General features: G+C 70.6%; 12 protein-coding genes. 4 read left to right on the top strand and 8 right to left on the bottom strand.

Annotated features, from left to right (window positions below):
• Nucleotides 1-3: 3 nt before the first annotated feature.
• The 4 genes from ACZ56E_RS35085 to ACZ56E_RS35070 all read right to left on the bottom strand — a co-directional run bounded on the left by ACZ56E_RS35085 (nt 4) and on the right by ACZ56E_RS35070 (nt 9,190).
• On the bottom strand, nt 4-348 hold the full coding sequence (locus ACZ56E_RS35085) for a hypothetical protein (RefSeq protein ID WP_471220562.1): 345 nt from the start codon (nt 346-348) through the stop codon (nt 4-6).
• Nucleotides 349-429: 81 nt separating this feature from the next.
• Nucleotides 430-1,272, bottom strand: coding sequence for a chymotrypsin family serine protease (locus ACZ56E_RS35080; protein WP_471220560.1), 843 nt, complete (start codon nt 1,270-1,272; stop codon nt 430-432).
• 71 nt (nt 1,273-1,343) lie between these two features.
• Nucleotides 1,344-5,486, bottom strand: a complete 4,143-nt coding sequence (locus tag ACZ56E_RS35075) for a hypothetical protein (protein ID WP_471220558.1) — start codon at nt 5,484-5,486, stop codon at nt 1,344-1,346.
• Nucleotides 5,487-5,488: 2 nt separating this feature from the next.
• On the bottom strand, nt 5,489-9,190 hold the full coding sequence (locus ACZ56E_RS35070; protein ID WP_471220556.1) for a hypothetical protein: 3,702 nt from the start codon (nt 9,188-9,190) through the stop codon (nt 5,489-5,491).
• Between the two features lie 321 nt (nt 9,191-9,511).
• On the opposite strand from ACZ56E_RS35070, the gene ACZ56E_RS35065 reads away from it, so the two are divergent.
• Nucleotides 9,512-9,937: a pyridoxamine 5'-phosphate oxidase family protein gene (locus ACZ56E_RS35065; RefSeq protein WP_468611833.1), complete on the top strand. Its 426-nt coding sequence runs from the start codon at nt 9,512-9,514 to the stop codon at nt 9,935-9,937.
• Between the two features lie 38 nt (nt 9,938-9,975).
• Here ACZ56E_RS35065 and ACZ56E_RS35060 read toward each other — a convergent pair whose 3' ends face one another.
• Both ACZ56E_RS35060 and ACZ56E_RS35055 read right to left on the bottom strand, forming a co-directional pair.
• Nucleotides 9,976-10,791, bottom strand: coding sequence for an SAM-dependent methyltransferase (locus tag ACZ56E_RS35060; protein ID WP_471220553.1), 816 nt, complete (start codon nt 10,789-10,791; stop codon nt 9,976-9,978).
• Between the two features lie 94 nt (nt 10,792-10,885).
• A complete protein-coding gene (locus tag ACZ56E_RS35055) occupies nt 10,886-11,635 on the bottom strand; it encodes an SDR family NAD(P)-dependent oxidoreductase (protein WP_471220551.1) in 750 nt (249 codons plus the stop codon).
• Nucleotides 11,636-11,801: 166 nt separating this feature from the next.
• Here ACZ56E_RS35055 and ACZ56E_RS35050 point away from each other — a divergent pair, with 166 nt between their 5' ends.
• Nucleotides 11,802-12,365 carry a MarR family winged helix-turn-helix transcriptional regulator gene (locus ACZ56E_RS35050; RefSeq protein ID WP_471220549.1) on the top strand — a complete coding sequence of 188 codons (564 nt, stop codon included), beginning with the start codon at nt 11,802-11,804 and terminating at the stop codon, nt 12,363-12,365.
• A 304-nt stretch (nt 12,366-12,669) separates the two neighbouring features.
• Here the strand turns inward: ACZ56E_RS35050 and ACZ56E_RS35045 are convergent, their stop codons facing one another.
• Both ACZ56E_RS35045 and ACZ56E_RS35040 read right to left on the bottom strand, forming a co-directional pair.
• A complete protein-coding gene (locus ACZ56E_RS35045; protein ID WP_471220548.1) occupies nt 12,670-13,140 on the bottom strand; it encodes a DIP1984 family protein in 471 nt (156 codons plus the stop codon).
• Nucleotides 13,141-13,243: 103 nt separating this feature from the next.
• Complete coding sequence (locus tag ACZ56E_RS35040; protein WP_471220547.1) at nt 13,244-14,395, bottom strand: hypothetical protein; 1,152 nt, start codon at nt 14,393-14,395, stop codon at nt 13,244-13,246.
• Nucleotides 14,396-14,630: 235 nt separating this feature from the next.
• Here ACZ56E_RS35040 and ACZ56E_RS35035 point away from each other — a divergent pair, with 235 nt between their 5' ends.
• Together ACZ56E_RS35035 and ACZ56E_RS35030 are read left to right on the top strand one after the other, a co-directional pair.
• The gene (locus ACZ56E_RS35035; RefSeq protein WP_471220545.1) at nt 14,631-16,553 is read left to right on the top strand and encodes an ABC transporter ATP-binding protein; all 1,923 of its coding nucleotides are present in this window, start codon (nt 14,631-14,633) and stop codon (nt 16,551-16,553) included.
• A complete protein-coding gene (locus tag ACZ56E_RS35030) occupies nt 16,550-18,256 on the top strand; it encodes an ABC transporter ATP-binding protein (RefSeq protein WP_471220543.1) in 1,707 nt (568 codons plus the stop codon). The genes ACZ56E_RS35035 and ACZ56E_RS35030 overlap by 4 nt, the downstream gene beginning before the upstream one ends.
• Nucleotides 18,257-18,268: the final 12 nt, after the last annotated feature.

Raw genomic sequence — 18,268 nt, 5'->3', positions numbered from 1 at the left:
AGATCAGCAGCACCGACGTCCCATCTTCGCGAAGTGGCGGTTGGACCTCTTGAGGTCCCACCAGTCGCCCATGAGGCTGCGCACCAGATGGACCAGTTGGCGCAGGCGCTCAGGGTCGGGGGCGGACGAGGTGAATACGTCCGCGAAGGATTTGTCGCTCCACGGCAGTGTGAACACCCAGCACTCGTCGGCGTGGCCCTTGCGCTCGACGCTGAGCCGGTAGGTCAACGTGACGCTGCGGTTCTGATGGTGCTCTGCCGTCAGGTCGGTGACATGAAACCTGGTTGCGCCGTCATCGGAGGTGAATGAGCTTGCCAGAACGCGCTCGGCCGGTGTGTGAGCCACCATGTGCACCTCTCGGCCTTGTCTGTGGGCGGCCCACGGTAGTCGTTGGCACCTGGCATCCGGCACCGGGTATACGGCGGCGGGTCAAGAGCAGTCCCGCCGAGGAGGCGGTGGTGTCGTGTCGCCCGATTCCGCTTCCGCTGTTGTCAGCACCCTCGCGTTCAGGGCGCACTCGATCTGCTTCACCGTGTGGAACGTGACCAGGTCCTCGGGGCCTCCCTGGCGCCGTGGGCCGCCGCCGACCAGCATGCCGACGAGCATGGCGCCGTACACCTTGTGCCCGTCGATCTCCGTGTCGATCGGCACGAAGACAGGCGCGCCGGAATCGCCCCCGTGCACGATGTTCACGCCTTCCTTGCCCGCGAGGACCAGGCCTCGTGTGCACACGAGTGGCGGCACCTCGTCGCTGCAGGACACGCCGCCGGTGAGCTGGTACACCTCGATGTCGCAGACCAGCTTGGTCACCTTGCCGCTGACGCACACCCTCTGGCCGACCACCGGCTCGTCCGTCTTGCCGAGGACGCGGCGGGCGACGGGAGTACCCGGCGTACCGCCGTCCGTCCAGAGGGTCGGCGCGTACACCTGCGGCTTGATCCGGGTGCCGCTGATCAGCCCGGCGTCCACCGCGTCGTCGTAGAACGACCTGACGAACGTGCCGAACCGGAACTCCCCCGAGGTCGCCTCCGTCCGGGTCGGCGCGCAGTGTCCGGCCGTGGTCATGGCGCGCTTGCCGTCCTCGACCCTGCGCACGGCGAACCCCGACGAACAGGCGGCCGTCTGGCCGCCGTAGGTCATGCGGATCTCCGCGCCGCCACGATGCGGCTGCGGGTCGTTGAACCTGCTCGCCGGGGCACCGGACGCGGGCGATGACCACATCAGGGCCAGGACCAGCGCCATCAGGCAGCTGACGAAGGGGCGTCGTGACATCGTCTTCCTCCTGTGGAGCTCGAATCGAGGAGCTCGAATCGTGGAGCGCGAACCGAGGGGCGCGAAGTTGACTAGAGCTCGAAGTCGACGCGCCCGAGCAGGCCGACGGCCAGACCGAAGTAGTCGGCGTGCACCAGTCGCCGGGCCGCGGGCAGCGCGGAGCCGTGCACGGTCACCGTGTCCGTGGCCGTGTCCTGGTCGGTGCGGTAGAGCTCGTACTCCTGCACGAGCAGCCGGTACGAGGTCAGCAGTTGCCCGGTCGGCGCGGGGATTCCCCCGCTCCAGGCGAACGCGGCGCCGTCGGGACGGCACGTCAGCTCCACCGGAGCGCCCACCTGCCGCCAGTCCATCTCGTCTGACTGCAGGCTCGCCCGGCCCTGCACGCTCACGACGACCCGGCGGCTCGCGGCCGCGGCGACCGCCCCGGTGCCGCTCAGCTCACCGAGTTCGTTGTACGTCGCGGGGCCGGTCAGCCGGACGGAGAGCAGGTCGCCCTCCCGGCGGCCGGTGACCGAACGCGGTGGGACCATCTGCGAGAACTCGGCGCGCTCCACCTTCGACAGGTGCAACGGGTCCACCGAGTACGGCTGGTAGCGGGCCAGCGCGAACCGCACGTACGGGAAATACGTCGTCCCGGTGACGGCCGTGTCGGTGAAGTCCACGTCGATGTCGACGTACCAGAGCCGCCGCTCCGAGTGATACGTCGGCGCGAACGCCACCGCGTCGACCGCCACCGGCGCCGCGTCGGTCGACTCCGCGAGGCGCAGGCCGGTGAGGCGCTTCGCCGCGTTCGGGAAGTGGGCGGCCGCGGGGCTCGGCAGGACCGTCGTGTCGGCCCAGACGGGGTCCACGCCCCAGCGGGTGGCGAAGGTGTCCGGCAGGGCCGTGCCGCCCGGGTCGAGGAGCACGGCCAGCATCTCGTCGTCACCGGAGGAGAACCACGGCCGCTTCAGATAGACGCGGAGGCCCGCGGTCCTGCGGTGCCGGGTGACGGCGCCGCGAACCTCGTCGACGGTCCGCTGCCAGCGGAAGGTCGGCACGACATAGGCGATCGCCGGTGGCTCGGGCCGACGCGAACTGGGCACGGCCAGGGGCGCGACGGTCGGCCCGACGCGGGTGACGTTGGCCCGGTCGTCGGTGATGGTGGGGTGGAAGTACTCGCGGAACCGGGTGACGGCCGTCGGGGTGTAGCGGACATCGCGGTGCCTGGTGTCGCTGAACTCGTGTGTGCGGTCGACGTGTTCCTCGTCCGCGACGTAGGCCACCTTGATGTCCTCGAGGTGGGTGTGCCCGGCGATGCGGGTGGGCGCGGGCTGGGTGACGTCGTCCAGCCACTCGCTCCAGTGCGCGTCCAGCTCGACGTGACCACTGCTCTCGGCATGGCTGGTCAGCGTTCCCGTCAGCTGCGCCGCGGTCTGCTCGGCCGTGCGGTGGCAGGCCAGTCCGTCGAGCCTCGGCGGGCGCACCGGCTTCTCCACGGCGTGCACCAGGGTCAGTTCGACCCACGGCGTCAGTATCCAGTTCTCGCCGTCGGCGCTCGCCCGCGTGACGAAGGCCTTGTCGGCGTCGGACAGGTCCGCCCAGAAAGGCGAAGTGGTCAGCAGGTTCCACTGGCGCAGCAGCGGCAGCTTGTCCGCGTCGAGGTAGCAACTCAGCCTGACCGTGGCGATCTCGCCTTTCGTGAGGAACACGTCGAGCACCCGCTCGATCAGGCCGTCGCGCCAACGGGGTTCTCCGTCGCCCTCGTTGATGCGGATCCTGAACGGTTTGGCCTGCGGCCACGGGCCGGGGAACGGGATCTTGCGGTTCTCCGTGTCACCGGGCAGACCGCGCAGCATGACGCCGGCGGCCAGTACGTCCGGCAGGTACGGCAGGATCAGCTGGTCGGCGCTGTGCACCACGAACTCGCCCTGCTCCAGGCAGGCGCCGCGGCGGGGGAGGGGCAGCCGGGTGAGCGGCAGCGGATCGTGCACGTCGTGCTTGGCGATGTGGATCTCGCCCGCACGCAGCAGATCGTGTTCCAGGTACGGCCACTCGGGGTCCCGCACCTTGGTGTCCAGGAAGGAACCGGACTCGCGCGATGCGACGGCGACGTACTCCTCACGCACCTGATCGGGTTTGTCCGGGCCGAAGACGGCGTCGAACACGCCGTGCTCCTCGGCCATCTGCAGAGCGGTCTTCGGGGGCGCCACGTGCCGCTCTGAGATGGGCTTGTACCGCCGGTCCAGTCCGTCGACCTCCGAGCGCGCATCGTGGTCGGGGATGTCGGAGCGCCGCAGGGCGTACTCGTCGGTGGAGATCGCCCGGCCGTCGTCGGTGACGGTGCTGCGGATGACCAGGCGCTCGGTGGACTCGCCTTCGTTGAACGGCAGGAGTGGCATCACCACGGGCTGGGGCACCGGCTCCCAGCGGCCGTACGTGATCGCGTCCGAGTGCACGGCGTCCGGAGTGCTCGCCGTGTGCTCCAAGCCGTTGCCCGCCAGGTCGACGGCCCTGGCGCGCATGCGGTAGGTGCGGCCGAAGCGCAGCGCGGGCAGCGAGCCGGGCTCCGGGGCGAACTTCGTGTCCAGCGGCACGTCCGGCGACACCGGCGGGGCGGGCGCTTCCGGCTGGTCGTCCAGGCCGATGGTGCGGCCCGGGCGCGGAGCGGCCAGACTCCAGCCGTCCCAGCCGAACACGGCCTGGTGTCCGTACAGTTGCCGGTCGTCGGCCGCGTCGACGGTGACCGCGCTGGCGCGCACCAGGCCCTCGTCGGGGCGGACCTGGATCTTGACGGGAGGCTGTCCCGGCCTGCGGACGGTGTAGCGGCCCCTGCGCCGCAGCAGCGAACGCCACTGTGCCACCCGGCCGGTGGCGGGATCGACGACGCCGATGTCCACGCGGTAGCCGCGCAGCAGATCCATGGCGGTGAGGACCGCGTCACCCGTGGCGACCTGGCGGCTCAGGTCGGCACCGATGAGTCCGGCGAGATGCCGGTCGCGGTCGGTGTGCAGCAGGGTGATCCCGGCGCCGCGGGCCGCCGGTGTGCCGGTGCCCGACACCAGGTGGGCCACCGATTCCGGGCCCGTCGGCAGATCGCTGTTCCACAGGCTGTCGATCGAGCGGGCGTAGTCGACGTGCTTGAGCGCGGCCCCGTCCACGTCGAGCTCGGTGAGGTGCCAGGCCTCGCGGTCGCCGAGGTTCAGCATGCGGTCGCTGAGCGGTGTGCCGTCCGTGACGGCCGCCTGGAACACGCTGCCCCGGGTGAACCGGATCTGCGTCCACGGGCACTTGCCCGGAGCGTTCAGAGTGGCCGCGTCGGCGAGACTGTCGTCGAAGTGCACCCGGACCTTCGCGCCGTCCGCCACGCCGGCCGGCATCGCGAAGCTCAGGTCGAGCACGAGGCCGAACCGCCGCTGCAACTCCGGATAGTCGCCCAGCAGCCCGCACGCCTCGTGGAAGTCGACCCGGTGCGCCGGCTCATCGGCGAGCTCCGGAGCGTCCGGCTCCTTGCCCCGGTCGTAGAAGCGGGCGGCTTCGGCCAGTGGCAGCATCCTGCTGTTTTCGCCGGTGTACGCCTCGCTCGTACGGTCCATGTAACGGGGCCGGTGACCGTCGTCGTCCACCGCGTGCACGCCGCGCGGATCGAGGGCGCTCTCCAGGATGTCGTACCCGCACTTCAGGTCGCGCCCCAGTTCGAGCACCCGGTCCGAGACCATGTCGATGACCCGGTACAGCGCCGGGAGTTCCCAGCCGCGGTGATCCGTCGGCGGCTCCTCGCACAAGGAGCGCTCGTCACGGGCCCATTCGGTTTGCAGCCTGCTCCGTGTGGTGTCCACCGCGACCGCCTCGTACAGGCCGGTGACCTCGTCGTGCACCAGCTTGCCGGGATACGAGCGCAGCGTGCGCCGCTCGTCGGCGGCCAGCGTGGTGGGCGGTCGCGGCGGAGGGCGGACGAAGGTGTCGTCGCGGAACAGGGCGCGCCACAGGGTGGGATCGGCTGCCGGATAGCGGTCGGTCGGCCGGAGCCTCTTGACGACCGTGCCCGCCGGGCTGTCGAACTGCAGCCACAGCGCCGGCAGCAGGGTGGCGAGCCGCTCCGGCCACTGCGCGAAGTACGCGGACTGACCGAGCGCGCCGATCCCGGTCAGGCTGGGGCTGACAAGCACGGACACACATACCGTGTCCGCGTCGGCCACGCCGTCGGGCAGTACGGTCCATCGGATGCTGTCCATGGTCAGTCCACCTCCGCGAACGCGGTGCAGTAGTCGAGGACAGGGTCGACCCGGGCGCCGGTCACCGGGTCGGCGTACGGGGACATGAGGTCGACGAACGAGGGCGGGCTGATGGCGGGGCAGGGCGTGCCCGCCGCGAAGGCGGCGGTTCCGGCGCCGCTGCCCGCGAACTTCTTCTCGCAGCGGATCGTCACCGAGGTCTCGAAGAAGCCGATCTCGATGCTGATGGTCAGGCTGGCCCGGCCGATCGCGTAACCGTCCTTGTAGCCCAGCTCCATGTAGAGCTCGATGGAGGCGGAGACGATGCCGAGCACGTCGACCTCGCCGCGGGCCCGCAGATAGCCGACGAGCGTCACGGTGTCCTTGGCCAGGTCGAGCCGGAAGTAGATCCCAGCCATCACCGACAGGCTGCCGCTGGCCACGCCGAAGTTCATCGACACGGCGGCCCCGAACTCGAGGGCGGCGTCCAGCACGGCGATCTCTTTGGGATTCAGTACGATCCCGAAATAGCCGCCGCCGCCCAGCATCGACACCGTGAGCCGGAAGGGCGCCTCCCGTCGGCAGAACGCGAATCCGGCCTGGAGCGGTGTGTCACCGATGAACGGGACGGAGATCGCGGCGTTGAGCGAGAGGTTCTCCAGGCTGAAGACGCCGATGGCAGCGCTCGGCAGCTGCATGGAGTAGTTCGCGTGGATCCCGGACCCGTCGACCGTGATCGCCGGTGGATCGCTGAAACCGTCGAGGGGGATGATGTTGCGCAGGGTCTGGACGAAGGCCAGGTTCCCCACGAAGTCGACGCCGCCGAACTTGACCTCGACGTCGGGTTTCTGCCCGGCGCGCATGCTGAAGCGGATCTGGTCGAAGTGCAGCACGACGGCGTCGAAGCCGGGCACCATGCGCAGGTCGAACTTGCCCAGGGTGCACGTCACGTCCGCGGCCTGCGGCACGTCGGGCCGCAGCGAGCCGCGCAGGTCGGTGACGAGCGTCAGCTTCCCCGTCGGCCAGAACACGGCGTCCTCCGCCTTGGTCGGCGTCGGCTTGCCCGGCGTCCACGCCTTGATGTCGGGCTGCCACTGGAGGCGGGAGTTGACGACGTCCGGCAACTTGGCGCCGAGCGCGGCGAGCTCGACCGCCTTCTTCAGCGCGAGGGCCTGGCCGACCGCGCTGTCCCAGGTGGCGACCTGGTCGGCGATCCGGCCGAGCAGCTGCCGCACCCCGGCGTCGACCCCGGCGGGCAGGCCGAGCCGCAGCGCGGTGAGCGCGTCGGAGAACGCGGTGAAGGCGTTCTCGACCTCCTCGATGGTGGTCGGGTCCGGTGCGCCTTCCAGCTGGCTGGTGATGTAGTCGACGAGGATCTGCGCGAAGGCCGCCGCGGCGTCGGTCGCGCGCAGCACCAGGTCCACGGTCTCCGGGAACTGCTCCTCGACGGAGGCCAGAAGGTCGCGCAGACCGCGGAGGTCGCCGAGGAAGCCGGTGACCGCGTCGACGGTCGCGGAGAAGAAGTTCGGCGCCTTCAGGTTGTCGAGGCCGATCTCGCTCAGGATCTCGGTGAGCGGGAACATCCCGAAGAGCTTCGCCCCGGCCAGCTCCCCGAAGTAGTCGAGGGGGTTGAACCTGCCCTGGGCGAGCTTGGCCCACTTGTCGACGGGGTCGGCACCCGCCGCCGCGACCGGAGCCGTGGCGGCGACCGGTCCGGTGAGACGGGAGAGCCCTGCGACGGGGAAGTTGGGCTGGGCGAGCGCGCCGGCGGTCTGACCGGAGTGCCGGAAGGACAGGTCGACGGGCGCGGCCAGTTCGACGAAGACCTGCCCTTTGTTCGCCTCGCCGAAGGCGTTCCGCACGTACGGCTCCGGATAGAACACCGACTGCGTCCCGTCGCCTTCGAAGCCGCCGAACCGGGCGAGCGCGGGAACGACGGCCCGTGCCCAGCGCACGGTCGGCAGGAAGCGCGGATGATCCGTGGGATCCAGCGCCAGGATGGCTTCGGTGGTCACGGCGCCCCAGATCAGCTGTCCGGTCGACAGGGTCGTGTCGCCGGGTTTGCGGCTGGGCGCGTAGGCGATGGACTGGCCGCGCACGTCGGCGACGGCACGCCGGACGAGCGGACTGCTGAGGTCCGGCGGCTCCGGCGCCGGTTCCGACACAAGGCGCTCGTAGTAGTCGACGATGACCTGGACATCGGCCTTGTTCTCGTGGACGAGGTTGCCGACGAAGGCCATCGGCGTACGGAACTCGACGAGGCGCCCCTCCAGGTCGGTCATGCTCACCTGGAACGGGAAGGGGTCCTCGGTGGCGGAGACGGGGAAGAAGGCGAGCTTCTCGCCGGGGTGGCCACCGATCGGGGACAGGCCGGGGATCGGCTGCGGCTCCTGCAGGTCCGGCGTGATCAGGGTGAGCAGCCGCACGCTGGTGAACGGGAAGAGCCTGCGCAGCCGCTTCTGGTCGTCGTTGCCCTCCGACTGCCCGTAGCTGCGCACCGGTTCCCGCACCATGATGAAGAACCGCTGGTTGAGATAGGCGGCGTGGTCGGGGCGGGTGTGGTCGAACTTGCGCTCGGTGACCTTGACGAGGTCCGCGAGGTGTCCGAACGGCCAGAGACGGCCGCGGTACATGACGCGTACGTAGTGGTCCCGGCCCAGCGCGGCGCGGTGCCGCCACTGGGTGACGTCGAAGCCGGTCGGGGGCCTGTGCCACTGGCCGAGGGAGTCGAGCCAGCCGCCCATGGCGGACAGGATGAGATGGTCGACGTCCAGGGGGGCGGGGGAGAAGCCGCCCGACAGGTTCCGGTTGGAGCTCAGGTGCACCACGGAGGACCGGTCCTTGCGGTCCAGCGCCATGGTGAACTCGCTGCCTCCGGCGGGAAGGGCGCGCGGGTCGGCCGGATCGAACTCGGGGTCGCGGGTCCATACGGCACGGGCGTGTCCCGCCGGCATCCGGGTGTGCCACAGCTCGACCCGGTCGTCCGGGTCGGGCAGCGAGGTGGGGTGCGTCCAGGTCGCGGATCCGGGTGGGGAGAGGAGCAGCCGGTAGGGCAGTTCGATGCCGGTGCGGGGGTTGGCGGCGTCCGCCAGCGGGTTCTCCGGGCCGGGGCCGGCGACGGCGTCCGGGTCGGTGTCCGGGGTGGCCTCAGCAGTGGCGGGCACGGCGAGGAGTCCGGCGGCGAGGGGCCCGTCCGGCCCGTACCGCGCGGTCAGTTCCGCCGTCGTACGGGCCAGCCGCAGCGCCTGGAACACATCGAGGGAGCGACCGGTCACGGCACGGGCCGACCGGTCTGCCGAGGCGGGCTCCGCGGCGGCGTCCACCACCCGCATCGGGAGCGTCCGCATGGCGGTGAGCAGGCCGGACTCGGTGTACTCGACTATGGCGTCGGCCGCGACCGTGAACACCAGGAGGCTGCGGCCGCCGATGCGTGAGGCGACCGGTGGTGGCTTGTGGGGTTCGCTGCCGGCCGGTGTTGCCGCACCGGACACCGGCGTCCCCGAATCGGGCAGCCCCGGGCTCACTTCGAAGAAGGCCTGTTCGGCGACATGCTGGGGGCCGAACGTGACCACCAGAAAGGCCGGTTGCTCCGGATCCTTGCGCACCAGCCGTCGGGGTCCGATGAGGGGGCGCTCCAGGCGCAGTCCGAGGAACGCGAAGTGCAGATCGAGCAAGTCGGTCGCCCGCAACAGCTGGTACGGCTCGGGCGAGGGGGACGCGGCCATGTGACTCTCCCGTCAAGCGAGTCAGAAAACCTTCGAGCGTGCTGTCCCGTACTGCGATGCGGTTGTTCCCGTACTGTGCTGCGGTTGTTCCCGATACTGCGAAGCGTGCTGTTCCCGTACCGCGAAGCGTGCTGTCCCGCACAAATGGCGGCTCCCCAGCCTCGCGGACCCGCCCGACCTCACACCGACTGGCCCCCGAACACCACCCGAACGAGTGAAGGCGCGGAAAAGCTCGCGACGTACCGACCGCAACAGCGGAATACCCACGCCGACAGGGGAGTTGAGGATCATCACCAGCAGAAGCCTTCGAAGGAGATGCCCATGTCGCTCAGCGTCGAAGAGCGCGAACAGTTCCTTGCCGAGCCGCACATCGGCGCGCTGGCCGTGGCGGCGGGGGAGGGCCGGGCGCCGCTCACGCTGCCGATCTGGTACCAGTACGCGCCGGGCGGCGAGCTCTGGGTGATGACGGGCCGGCACTCGAAGAAGGGCCGGCTGATCGCCGCCGCGGGACGCTTCTCGCTGATGGTCGACCGCCTGGAGCCGACCGTCCGGTACGTCTCCGTGGAGGGCCCGGTGGTCCGCTCCGAGGACGCGACCATCGAGCGGCTGCGTGAGATCTCGGCGCGCTACCTCCCGGCCGACAAGGTCGAGTCGTACGTGGAGACCGCCTGGAAGGAGCACGGCGAGCAGGCCGTCTACTACCTGCGGCCCGAGCGCTGGTACTCGTCGGACCTGGGCTCCGTCTGACCCCCGGTGCGGCCTGACCCGTTCGGTTCACCGGGGCGTCACGGCTTGCGGGCGAGGCCTCCGTGCTCACCGATGGGTTCCTGGGCGGGAGAGCCGGGGTCGGGGCGCCAGAAGGGGACCGACACGACCCCGGGCGCCAAAAGCTCCAGGCCCTCGAAGAACGCCTCGATCCGGTCGACGGGGCGCAGGAAGTACGGGACGGCGCCGGACGCGTTGTAGGCGTCCTGGGCCGCCTCGTACGCTGCGTCGATGCCCCGTGAGCCGTCGTTGATGGAGAGATAGCTGCCCGACGGCAGACCGTCCATGAGCCGGGTGACGATGGCGCGCGCCTCGTCGTAGTCGGCGATGTGACCCAGGATGTTGCTGAGGATCAGGGCGGTGGGGCGGCCGAGGTCCAGTGTGTCGGCGGCGGCCGCCAGGATGCGGTCGGGATCGGACAGCTCGGCGTCGATGTAGGCCGTCGCCCCCTCCGGGGTCGAGGTGAGCAGGGCGCGGGCGTGGGTGAGGACCATGGGGTCGTGGTCCACATAGACGATCCTGGCCCGCGGGGCGAGGCGCTGGGCGACCTCGTGCGTGTTGTCCACCGTCGGCAGCCCGGTCCCGATGTCCAGGAACTGCCGGATGCCCGCCTCGGAGACCAGGTGGGTGATGTTGCGGCGCAGGAAGGCACGGCTGCTGCGGGCGACGGTGACGATGCCGGGGAAGACGGCGCTGTACGCGTCGCCCGCCGCCTCGTCGACGGGGTAGTTGTCCTTGCCTCCCAGCCAGTAGTTCCAGATCCGGGCCGAGTGCGGCACCGATGTGTCGATCTTCGGGTGCGCCGCCGGACCGGGCGTCGTGGCGTGGTCGGTCATGGGTACCGTCCGTCTTCAACCGTGGCGTGGACTGTTCGACGCACAACCTACGTCGCAACAGCCGTGGCGCGCACATCAGTTCACGCGGTGCTCCTCAACGGGTCATGTACGCCCCTCCGTTGACGTGCAGTACCTGGCCGGTGATGTGACGTGCTCCGGGGGAGGCGAGGAAGGCGACCGTTTCCGCGATGTCCTCCGGTGAACCGGCGCGGCCCGTCGAGGTCGCGGCCACGAGCTGCTCGCGCCGTTCGTCCGCGAGGTGGTCCCGGAAGAACTCGGTGTCCGCGATGTAGCCGGGCGCGACGATGTTGGCGGTGACGCCGCGCGGCCCGAGGGTGCGGGCCAGATCCAGGTTCCAGGCGGCGAGTCCGGCCTTGGCGGCGCCGTAGGCCCCGGCCCCCGACCCCTGGGCGCCGGCGATCGACCCGATGTGCACGACGGCTCCACCGGCCGCGAGCCGGCTGTCCAGCGCCCTGGTGGTCAGCGCGGCGCTGACGAGGTTCGCGTCCAGGTTGTCGCGGAAAGCCTGCCCGTACGCGACGAGATCGGCCTCTTCGCCGACTTCGAGGTCCTGCTTCGGGTCGGCGTCGAAGTCGGTGTTCCCGCCGGCGTTGTTGACGAGGACGTCGATCCGCTCCGGCAGCTGGGAGAGGAGCGCGGTGAGCGCCTCGGGGCGGGTGTGGTCGCACACCACGCCGCGTACACCGGTCTCGGCTGCCAGCAGGTGGAGGGGTTCGGGACGGCGGCCGGTGACGAACACGGTGTCGCCGCGCTCCGCGAAGTGCCGGGCGGTCGCGCGGCCGATTCCGGTGCCGCCGCCGGTGATCAGGACGGTGCGTGTCATAAGCTGAACTCCGAACATCCATTGAGGTCTAAATTTAGAGCTAAACGTACCACTGAGGAGGCGGGACATGAAGGAGGGGCCGGACATGAAGGCGGCGAACGAGAGGGGTGCAGATGCGAAGAGCGCAGGTCCGAGGGGCACGGGAGAGGGCGGACCAGGTCCAAAAATGGCGGAGGGGGGTGACTCCGTGCCGGGCGGGACTGCCGCGTACACCGCACGGGACATCGCTGCCGCCTGGGAGCGTGAGCGCCCCGGCACCCCCGCCACATCGATCGGCATCGTCACGCCGATCTGGCAGCTGGCCAAGCTCTTCGGCGACGACCGGCGACGCGTTCTCGCCCGCGCCGGCGTGGACACGGCGACACTCGACCTGCTCAGCGTGTTGCGCCGCAGCGGCACGCCCTACACCCTGACCACCCGCGAGCTGGGTCACCTGTCGATGGTCACGGCGGGCGCGGTCTCCCAGCGGGTGGCCCGTGCCGAACGCGAAGGCCTGGTCACCCGCCGCCCCGGGGAAGGCCGGCCTCGTACGGTCGAGGTCACCCTCACCGAGGCGGGCCACGCCCTCGTGGAGGCGACGGTCGACCAAGTGCTGGGCAGGGAAGCCGACTTGATCGGCGGCCTGACGCCCGACCAGCAGGCGCGGCTCACCGAACTGCTGGGCCTTCTCCTCGAAGACGTCCAGCGAAACCTCGGTGACGAACGGATCACGCAGGTGGGAGAGGCCTGATGCCTGCGCGGCGCCGGCCGGACATGTGTGATGGCAGGCCGGACATGTGTGATGGGGGAGACCCCGAACCCGCCCTCACTGCCCGGATCTGCACGTGGTGATGTGCTGTGCAAGGTGCACTGTCACCTGTACGCGGTGCTGAGCTGCACTGTCATCGGGGAATCGAACCCCTGCGTTGCTCTTCACGCGCCAGGAGTGGGCCGGAATCCGCCGGCCCGCGGTGTGTGCACGCCTCCGGAACAGCTACCTGCTCCCCATCGTCCGTACGGTCGGACCGCCCACTCGGTGCGGTCGGTCCTTCCGCTCAGTCCAGCAGGTCGGCCTCCCAGTTCGCGCGCTGGATGCGCACGTCGACCTCACGGATCTCCCGGGCGAGCACGTCCGCCTGACCGCGCAGTTCCGCGACCGGGAGGGCCGAGAGCATCATCAGCTCGGACCGCAGCTGCCGCCCGTAGCCCCGCTCGCCCGTGCCCGCCGCCGCGTCCGCGGCCGCGGTGACCACGGAGTGGCGCAGCCGCAGCACGTCCCGGCGCGCGAGCGCGTCGGTGAGCGTGCCGTGCTCTCCGAGCCGCACGGACGCGTTGGTCCGGTTGATGCGCCGGATCAACGATTCGAGGGTGTCGAGCACCTCGCCGGCATCGGCCAGCAGCTGGGCCGCGTCCTCAGGCGGAGTTTCACCCTCCTGATACCGCGCACTGCTGACGACGCGCGCCCGCAGCTGCTCCACGCGTCGCGTCGCCTCCGCGCGCTCTGCCAGCGCCTCGGCAAGTTTCACCGTCTTCCCCCTCGTTTTCCGAGCTCGCACGAGTATACGAAGACGAACCACCCCGCCCGCACCGGCTTTTCCACCCGACGCACCTGGCCGGCTCTGAAGGGCCCTACTTCTTCGGCTCCCGGAAGCGGCCGAAAGCCTTCGTGAGTGCGCTCAGGGGGGAGCCTTCCGGCTTGGCCTGGCCTGTCGCGGGCGGCCCGGGCACACCGTCTCCGCCGGTCACCTCGGCCAGCGCCGCCTGCGCCGCCTCGGCCGCCTCCCGGTACAGGTCGCGGGAGGTCGTCATGGCGTCGAGCGCCTCGGCGTACTTGGCGACCATGTCCTGGGCGTGGACCAGCTCCTCCTCGGGGGTGAGCAGATGCCAGCCCTGGCGCAGCCGCGTCAGGGCCCGCTCGGCCTCGGGCGGCATGGGCCGGGGGAGCGCGGCGAACTCCTTCACCCTGTCGAGGAGTTCGGTCGGCTCGGACCCGTCCAGGAAGACCGTGCGGACCGTGAAACGCTCCGCGTCGTACTCCGGACTCTGCGGATCCGTGGGCAGGACGACGGCGCCGCCGCGCGGCATCCGCACACCCAGCTCGCGCTTCATCGCGAAGTCGGCGATCTGCGCCTGCTCCGGCGTGCCCCGGTGCTCGACCACCTGGTGCCGCAGGCTGGGCGGCAGGAACGTCGAGATCGGCTGCTGCCCCTTGGCGTCCGGAGTCATCGCCTCGTGCACCACGACATGGATGAACCAGCTCTGCCGGGTGCAGTCCCGCAGCAGGTGGCGCAGCTCGTCGTCGTCCTTCGGCAGGTGGTTCGTCGACCGCAGGCGCACGCCTGCCACCGTGTCGTGATCCCAGGCGACCTGATCACTGTCGGGCCAGAACATGAGAGCGGGGGAGGGCCAGCGATCGTCCCACGCCTGCTCCGCCTCGGCGGCGAGGGTCCACGTGACGCCCTCGTCCTCCTTGCGGCGGACCTCGGGATCGTACGTGGTCAGCTGTGCGCGCACCGTGACGTCCTCGGCCACGCGCCAGCGGGCCTCGAAGAGGCGGCGGGCCGACGGGCCGGGGTCGGCGGACTCGTCGCGCGGGTGCAGGACGGTGGAGGCGGCCGCCGCCACGGGGTCGAGGTCCAGGAAGTCGTCGAGCACCCCGGCCGCCTTCAGGGCGATCAGGTTGCGCCGGACGTCCTGTTCGGGTTCGGGCCCCAGGTGGCGCCCGCGCCCGAGCCACGCGGTGTCGGGGACGGCGGTCGAGGAGGTGCTGTTCTTGGCCATGGATTCGTTCTGTAGGTGATCGGGGCCCGACCAGTATGGTCCGTTGCGCTGTCGATGGAAGACGGCGGTGCAGGCCCGTGTCACGGTTTGTAGGTTCTCGTTCGACTTCTCCGGTGTGAGTGCGATGACGAGTTCGGGGCGCGCGGGGCGGCAGCGCCGATCGGTGCGTGAACAGGGAGGTACGCCCGACGGTTGGCGGGTGATCTCCGGCCGGGCGCCGATGAGGATGGCGGCCATGCATCCCGACCTCACGGCTGCCACGCATCCCGACCTCGAAGCGCCGCAGCCAAGACAGACCGCACCACCACCGGACACGGGCCCGCCGAGCGTCGCGGCGCTGCTCCGCCCGTACATCTGGAGATTCGCCGCCGTCGTGTCCCTGCAGGTCATCGGCGCCCTCGCGGGCCTCGCGCCGCTGCTGGCCGTCGTCGAACTGGGCCGGGCACTGCTGTCACCCGACCCGATCGACCATGATCACGTCTGGTTCGCGGTGATCGCCGGAGCGGTCGGCCTGTTCGTCCGCCTGCTGTGCACGGCCGCGGCGTCCGGGATCGGACATCTGCTGGACGGCCAGGTGCAGCTGTCGTTCCGCCGTCGGCTGGCCGCGAGCCTCGGACGCGTACCCATCGGCTGGCTCTCCCGGCGCGGTACTGGCGAGCTGGCCAAGGTGGTGGGAGAGGACGTCGGCGCCGTACACCCGTTCATCGCGCACGCCCCCGGCGAGCTCGTCTCCGCGTTCGTGGTCCCGCTGGCGTCGCTGATCTACCTGTTCACGGTCGACTGGCTGCTCACCCTGATCACGCTGATACCCGTGGTGCTCGCGGTGGCGCTGGTGCCCCTGATGATGACACCGACCCGGCTGCGCGAGCAGGAGGAGTTCGACACGGCCATGGGGCGGATCTCGAGCTCCGTCGTCGAGTTCGTGCAGGGCATAGCGGTGGTGAAGACGTTCGGCGCCTCCGGTCGCGCCCACCGCAGGTTCCTGACGGCCACCGACGCGTTCGTCGCCACCTTCCACCGGTGGGTGCACGGCCTCTCCAGGGTGGCCGCGGGGATGCAGCTCGCACTCTCCCCGCCCTTCGTACTCCTGGTCGTACTCATCGGCGGCACGACCCTGATCACGAGCGGCGACCTGGCCCCGGCCGACCTGCTGCCCTTCCTGCTGCTCGGCCTCGGCCTCACCGCTCCGGTGGAGGCACTCGGCCACGGCTTCGACGACATGCAGGCCGCGAGACGCGCGGTCGGCCGCATCCGCGACGTCCTGGCGGTGCGGCCGCTGCCGGAACCCGCACAGCCCGTCACGCCCCAGGGGCACCGAGTGGAACTGCGGGACGTCCGATTCGCCTACGGAACCGAAGCCGGGACCGGAACCGAAGCCCACGTCGGTCACGAGGTGCTGCGCGGGATCGACCTGGTACTCGAACCGGGGACGGTCACCGCGATCGTCGGCCCCTCGGGCAGCGGTAAGTCGACGCTGGTCCAGCTGTTGCCACGGTTCTTCGACCCCACCCACGGTTCGGTCCTCCTCGGCGGCGTCGACCTCCGTGAGCTCGACAGCCGAGAGCTCTACCGGACGGTCTCCTTCGTCTTCCAGGACGTACGGCTGCTGCGCGCCTCCGTCGCCGACAACATCGCCCTGGCGGTACCGCATGCCGACCAGGACGACGTGGTGCGCGCCGCCCGGTCGGCGAACATCCACGACAGGATCCTCGAACTGCCCCGTGGCTACGAGTCCGTCATCGGCGAGGACGCCGGACTGTCGGGCGGCGAGGCACAGCGGATCGCCCTCGCCCGCGCGCTGCTCGCGGACACACCCGTACTCGTACTCGACGAGGCGACCGCCTTCGCCGACCCGAAGACGGAACAGGCGGTAAGACGGGCCCTGGCGACGCTGAAGGGCGAGCGGACGACCGTGGTCATCGCCCACCGCCTGGAGACCATCGCGGACGCCGACACCGTCGTGATGCTGGACGGCGGAGCGGTCGTCGAACGCGGCAGACCGGCCGAACTACGGGGGCGGGGCGGGAAGTTCGCCGAATTCTGGCACGCGCAGCATTCTGCTGAGTGTCCTGATCCGCATTCGGCCCCGCAGGCGGTCGCGGCGTCTGTCGAGCCCGGAGCACACGGGAACGTACACAAGGGAGGCGAGTCCCGATGATCCATCTGCTGCTCCGCGTACTGGGACGCGAGTACGGCCGGCCGCTGCGCCGCGCCGTGGCCCTGATGACGACGACAGCGGTGGCCGAGGGCCTGTCCTACGCCTTGCTGGTCCCGGTACTGCGGTCACTGTTCGGGAGCACACCCGAAGACGCCTGGCCGTGGCTGCTGGCCTTCGGGGCCGCGGTGGCGGTCTACGCCGGGCTGCGCTACGTGAGCGACCTGTCCGGGTTCCGCGTCGGCACCGCGCTGCTCCGCGGCATGTACCACCGGCTCGGGGACCACCTGGCCCGACTGCCCATCGGCTGGTACAGCGCGGGCCGCCTCGGAGAGGTGTCCGTCCTGGCCAGTCGCGGCGTCCTGGAGGCGATGGGTGTGATCGCGCACCTGCTGGTGCCTCTGATCTCCGCCAGTGTCCCCCCTGTGACGATCGTCGCCGTGATGCTCGCGATCAACTGGCAGATGGGACTGGCCGCGCTGGCCGCCGTGCCGGTCGTGGCGGCGATCCAGCTCTGGACGGCACGCTCGATGGCCGCGGGCGACGCGGAACGGTCCGCACGCGACGATGAGGCCACCGGGCGGGTCATCGAATTCCTGCAGGCTCAGCCGGTGCTGCGGGCCGGCGGGCGTACGGCAGAACGTTTCCAGCTGCTCGACGACTCGCTCCGCGCAGTCGAGCGCGCCGCTCGCCGAGCCACCCTGACCGCGCTGCCCGGAGTCGTCGGGCTGACGCTCGTGGTGCAGGCGGTGTTCACCGGTTCGCTGGTGCTGGGCACCTATCTCTCGCTGGGCGGGGACATCGGGACGGCGGAGGTCCTGACGCTCCTGGTCCTGGCCGCCCGCTGCGCGGACCCACTGCTCTCGCTGGCCGACCTCGGCGGCCAACTGCGCGGCGCGCGAGCAGTGTTGGCCCGGATCGACACGGTGCTGCGCACCGAGCCGCTGCCCGAACCCGCCGCCCCGGTCGAGCCGGTACGCCATGACCTGGAGTTCGATTCCGTCTCCTTCCGGCACGGTGACCGCACGGTGATCGACGACGTGTCGCTGTCCGTGGCCCAGGGGCAGCGCCTCGCCGTCGTCGGCCCGTCGGGCGCGGGCAAGAGCACGCTGCTGCACCTCCTCGCGCGCTTCTACGACGTGGACGCGGGCGCGGTACGCGTGGGAGGCGTGGACGTACGCGCGATCGACACGGAGGTGCTGATGGCGCGGATCTCCTTTGTCTTCCAGGACGCCTACCTCTTCGACGGCACGATCGAGGAGAACGTACGCCTCGGCCGCCCCGACGCGGACGAGGCCGATGTACGAGCGGCAGCCGCCGCAGCGCGGCTGGACGAGGTGATCGAACGGCTGCCCGCCGGGTGGGCGACGAACGTCGGCGAGGGCGGCGCCCTGCTGTCGGGCGGCGAACGCCAGCGCGTCTCGATCGCGCGAGCGCTGCTGAAGGACGCCCCGATCGTGCTGCTGGACGAGGTCACCTCCGCACTGGACCCGGTGAACGAGGCGGTCGTCCACGAAGGCATCGAACGCCTGATGGCGGGCCGGACGGTCGTGATGGTCGCGCACCGGATGCGGACGGTCCGACGCGCCGATCGCGTCGTCTTCCTCGACGACGGCCGAGTCGTGGAGGAGGGCAGCCATGACGAATTGCTGCACCACGGTCGCCGTTACGCCGAGTTCTGGAACCTGCCGCTGCAATCAGGGTGAGCCCGGTGTGCC

It is taken from the genome of Streptomyces sp. NPDC039480 (genome assembly GCF_055597165.1).
Note: the sequence above shows the minus strand (reverse complement) of the source record. Positions and strands in the feature narration are given on the sequence as shown.

Excerpts from the sequence above, each read along its gene's own strand:
- ACZ56E_RS35040 (WP_471220547.1), bottom strand. The coding sequence starts at position 14,395 with ATGGCCAAGAACAGCACCTCCTCGACCGCCGTCCCCGACACCGCGTGG.
- ACZ56E_RS35055 (WP_471220551.1), bottom strand. The coding sequence starts at position 11,635 with ATGACACGCACCGTCCTGATCACCGGCGGCGGCACCGGAATCGGCCGC.
- ACZ56E_RS35050 (WP_471220549.1), top strand. The coding sequence starts at position 11,802 with ATGGCGGAGGGGGGTGACTCCGTGCCGGGCGGGACTGCCGCGTACACC.
- ACZ56E_RS35060 (WP_471220553.1), bottom strand. The coding sequence starts at position 10,791 with ATGACCGACCACGCCACGACGCCCGGTCCGGCGGCGCACCCGAAGATC.
- ACZ56E_RS35035 (WP_471220545.1), top strand. The coding sequence starts at position 14,631 with ATGCATCCCGACCTCACGGCTGCCACGCATCCCGACCTCGAAGCGCCG.
- ACZ56E_RS35075 (WP_471220558.1), bottom strand. The coding sequence starts at position 5,486 with ATGGACAGCATCCGATGGACCGTACTGCCCGACGGCGTGGCCGACGCG.
- ACZ56E_RS35065 (WP_468611833.1), top strand. The coding sequence starts at position 9,512 with ATGTCGCTCAGCGTCGAAGAGCGCGAACAGTTCCTTGCCGAGCCGCAC.
- ACZ56E_RS35030 (WP_471220543.1), top strand. The coding sequence starts at position 16,550 with ATGATCCATCTGCTGCTCCGCGTACTGGGACGCGAGTACGGCCGGCCG.
- ACZ56E_RS35070 (WP_471220556.1), bottom strand. The coding sequence starts at position 9,190 with ATGGCCGCGTCCCCCTCGCCCGAGCCGTACCAGCTGTTGCGGGCGACC.
- ACZ56E_RS35080 (WP_471220560.1), bottom strand. The coding sequence starts at position 1,272 with ATGTCACGACGCCCCTTCGTCAGCTGCCTGATGGCGCTGGTCCTGGCC.
- ACZ56E_RS35085 (WP_471220562.1), bottom strand. The coding sequence starts at position 348 with ATGGTGGCTCACACACCGGCCGAGCGCGTTCTGGCAAGCTCATTCACC.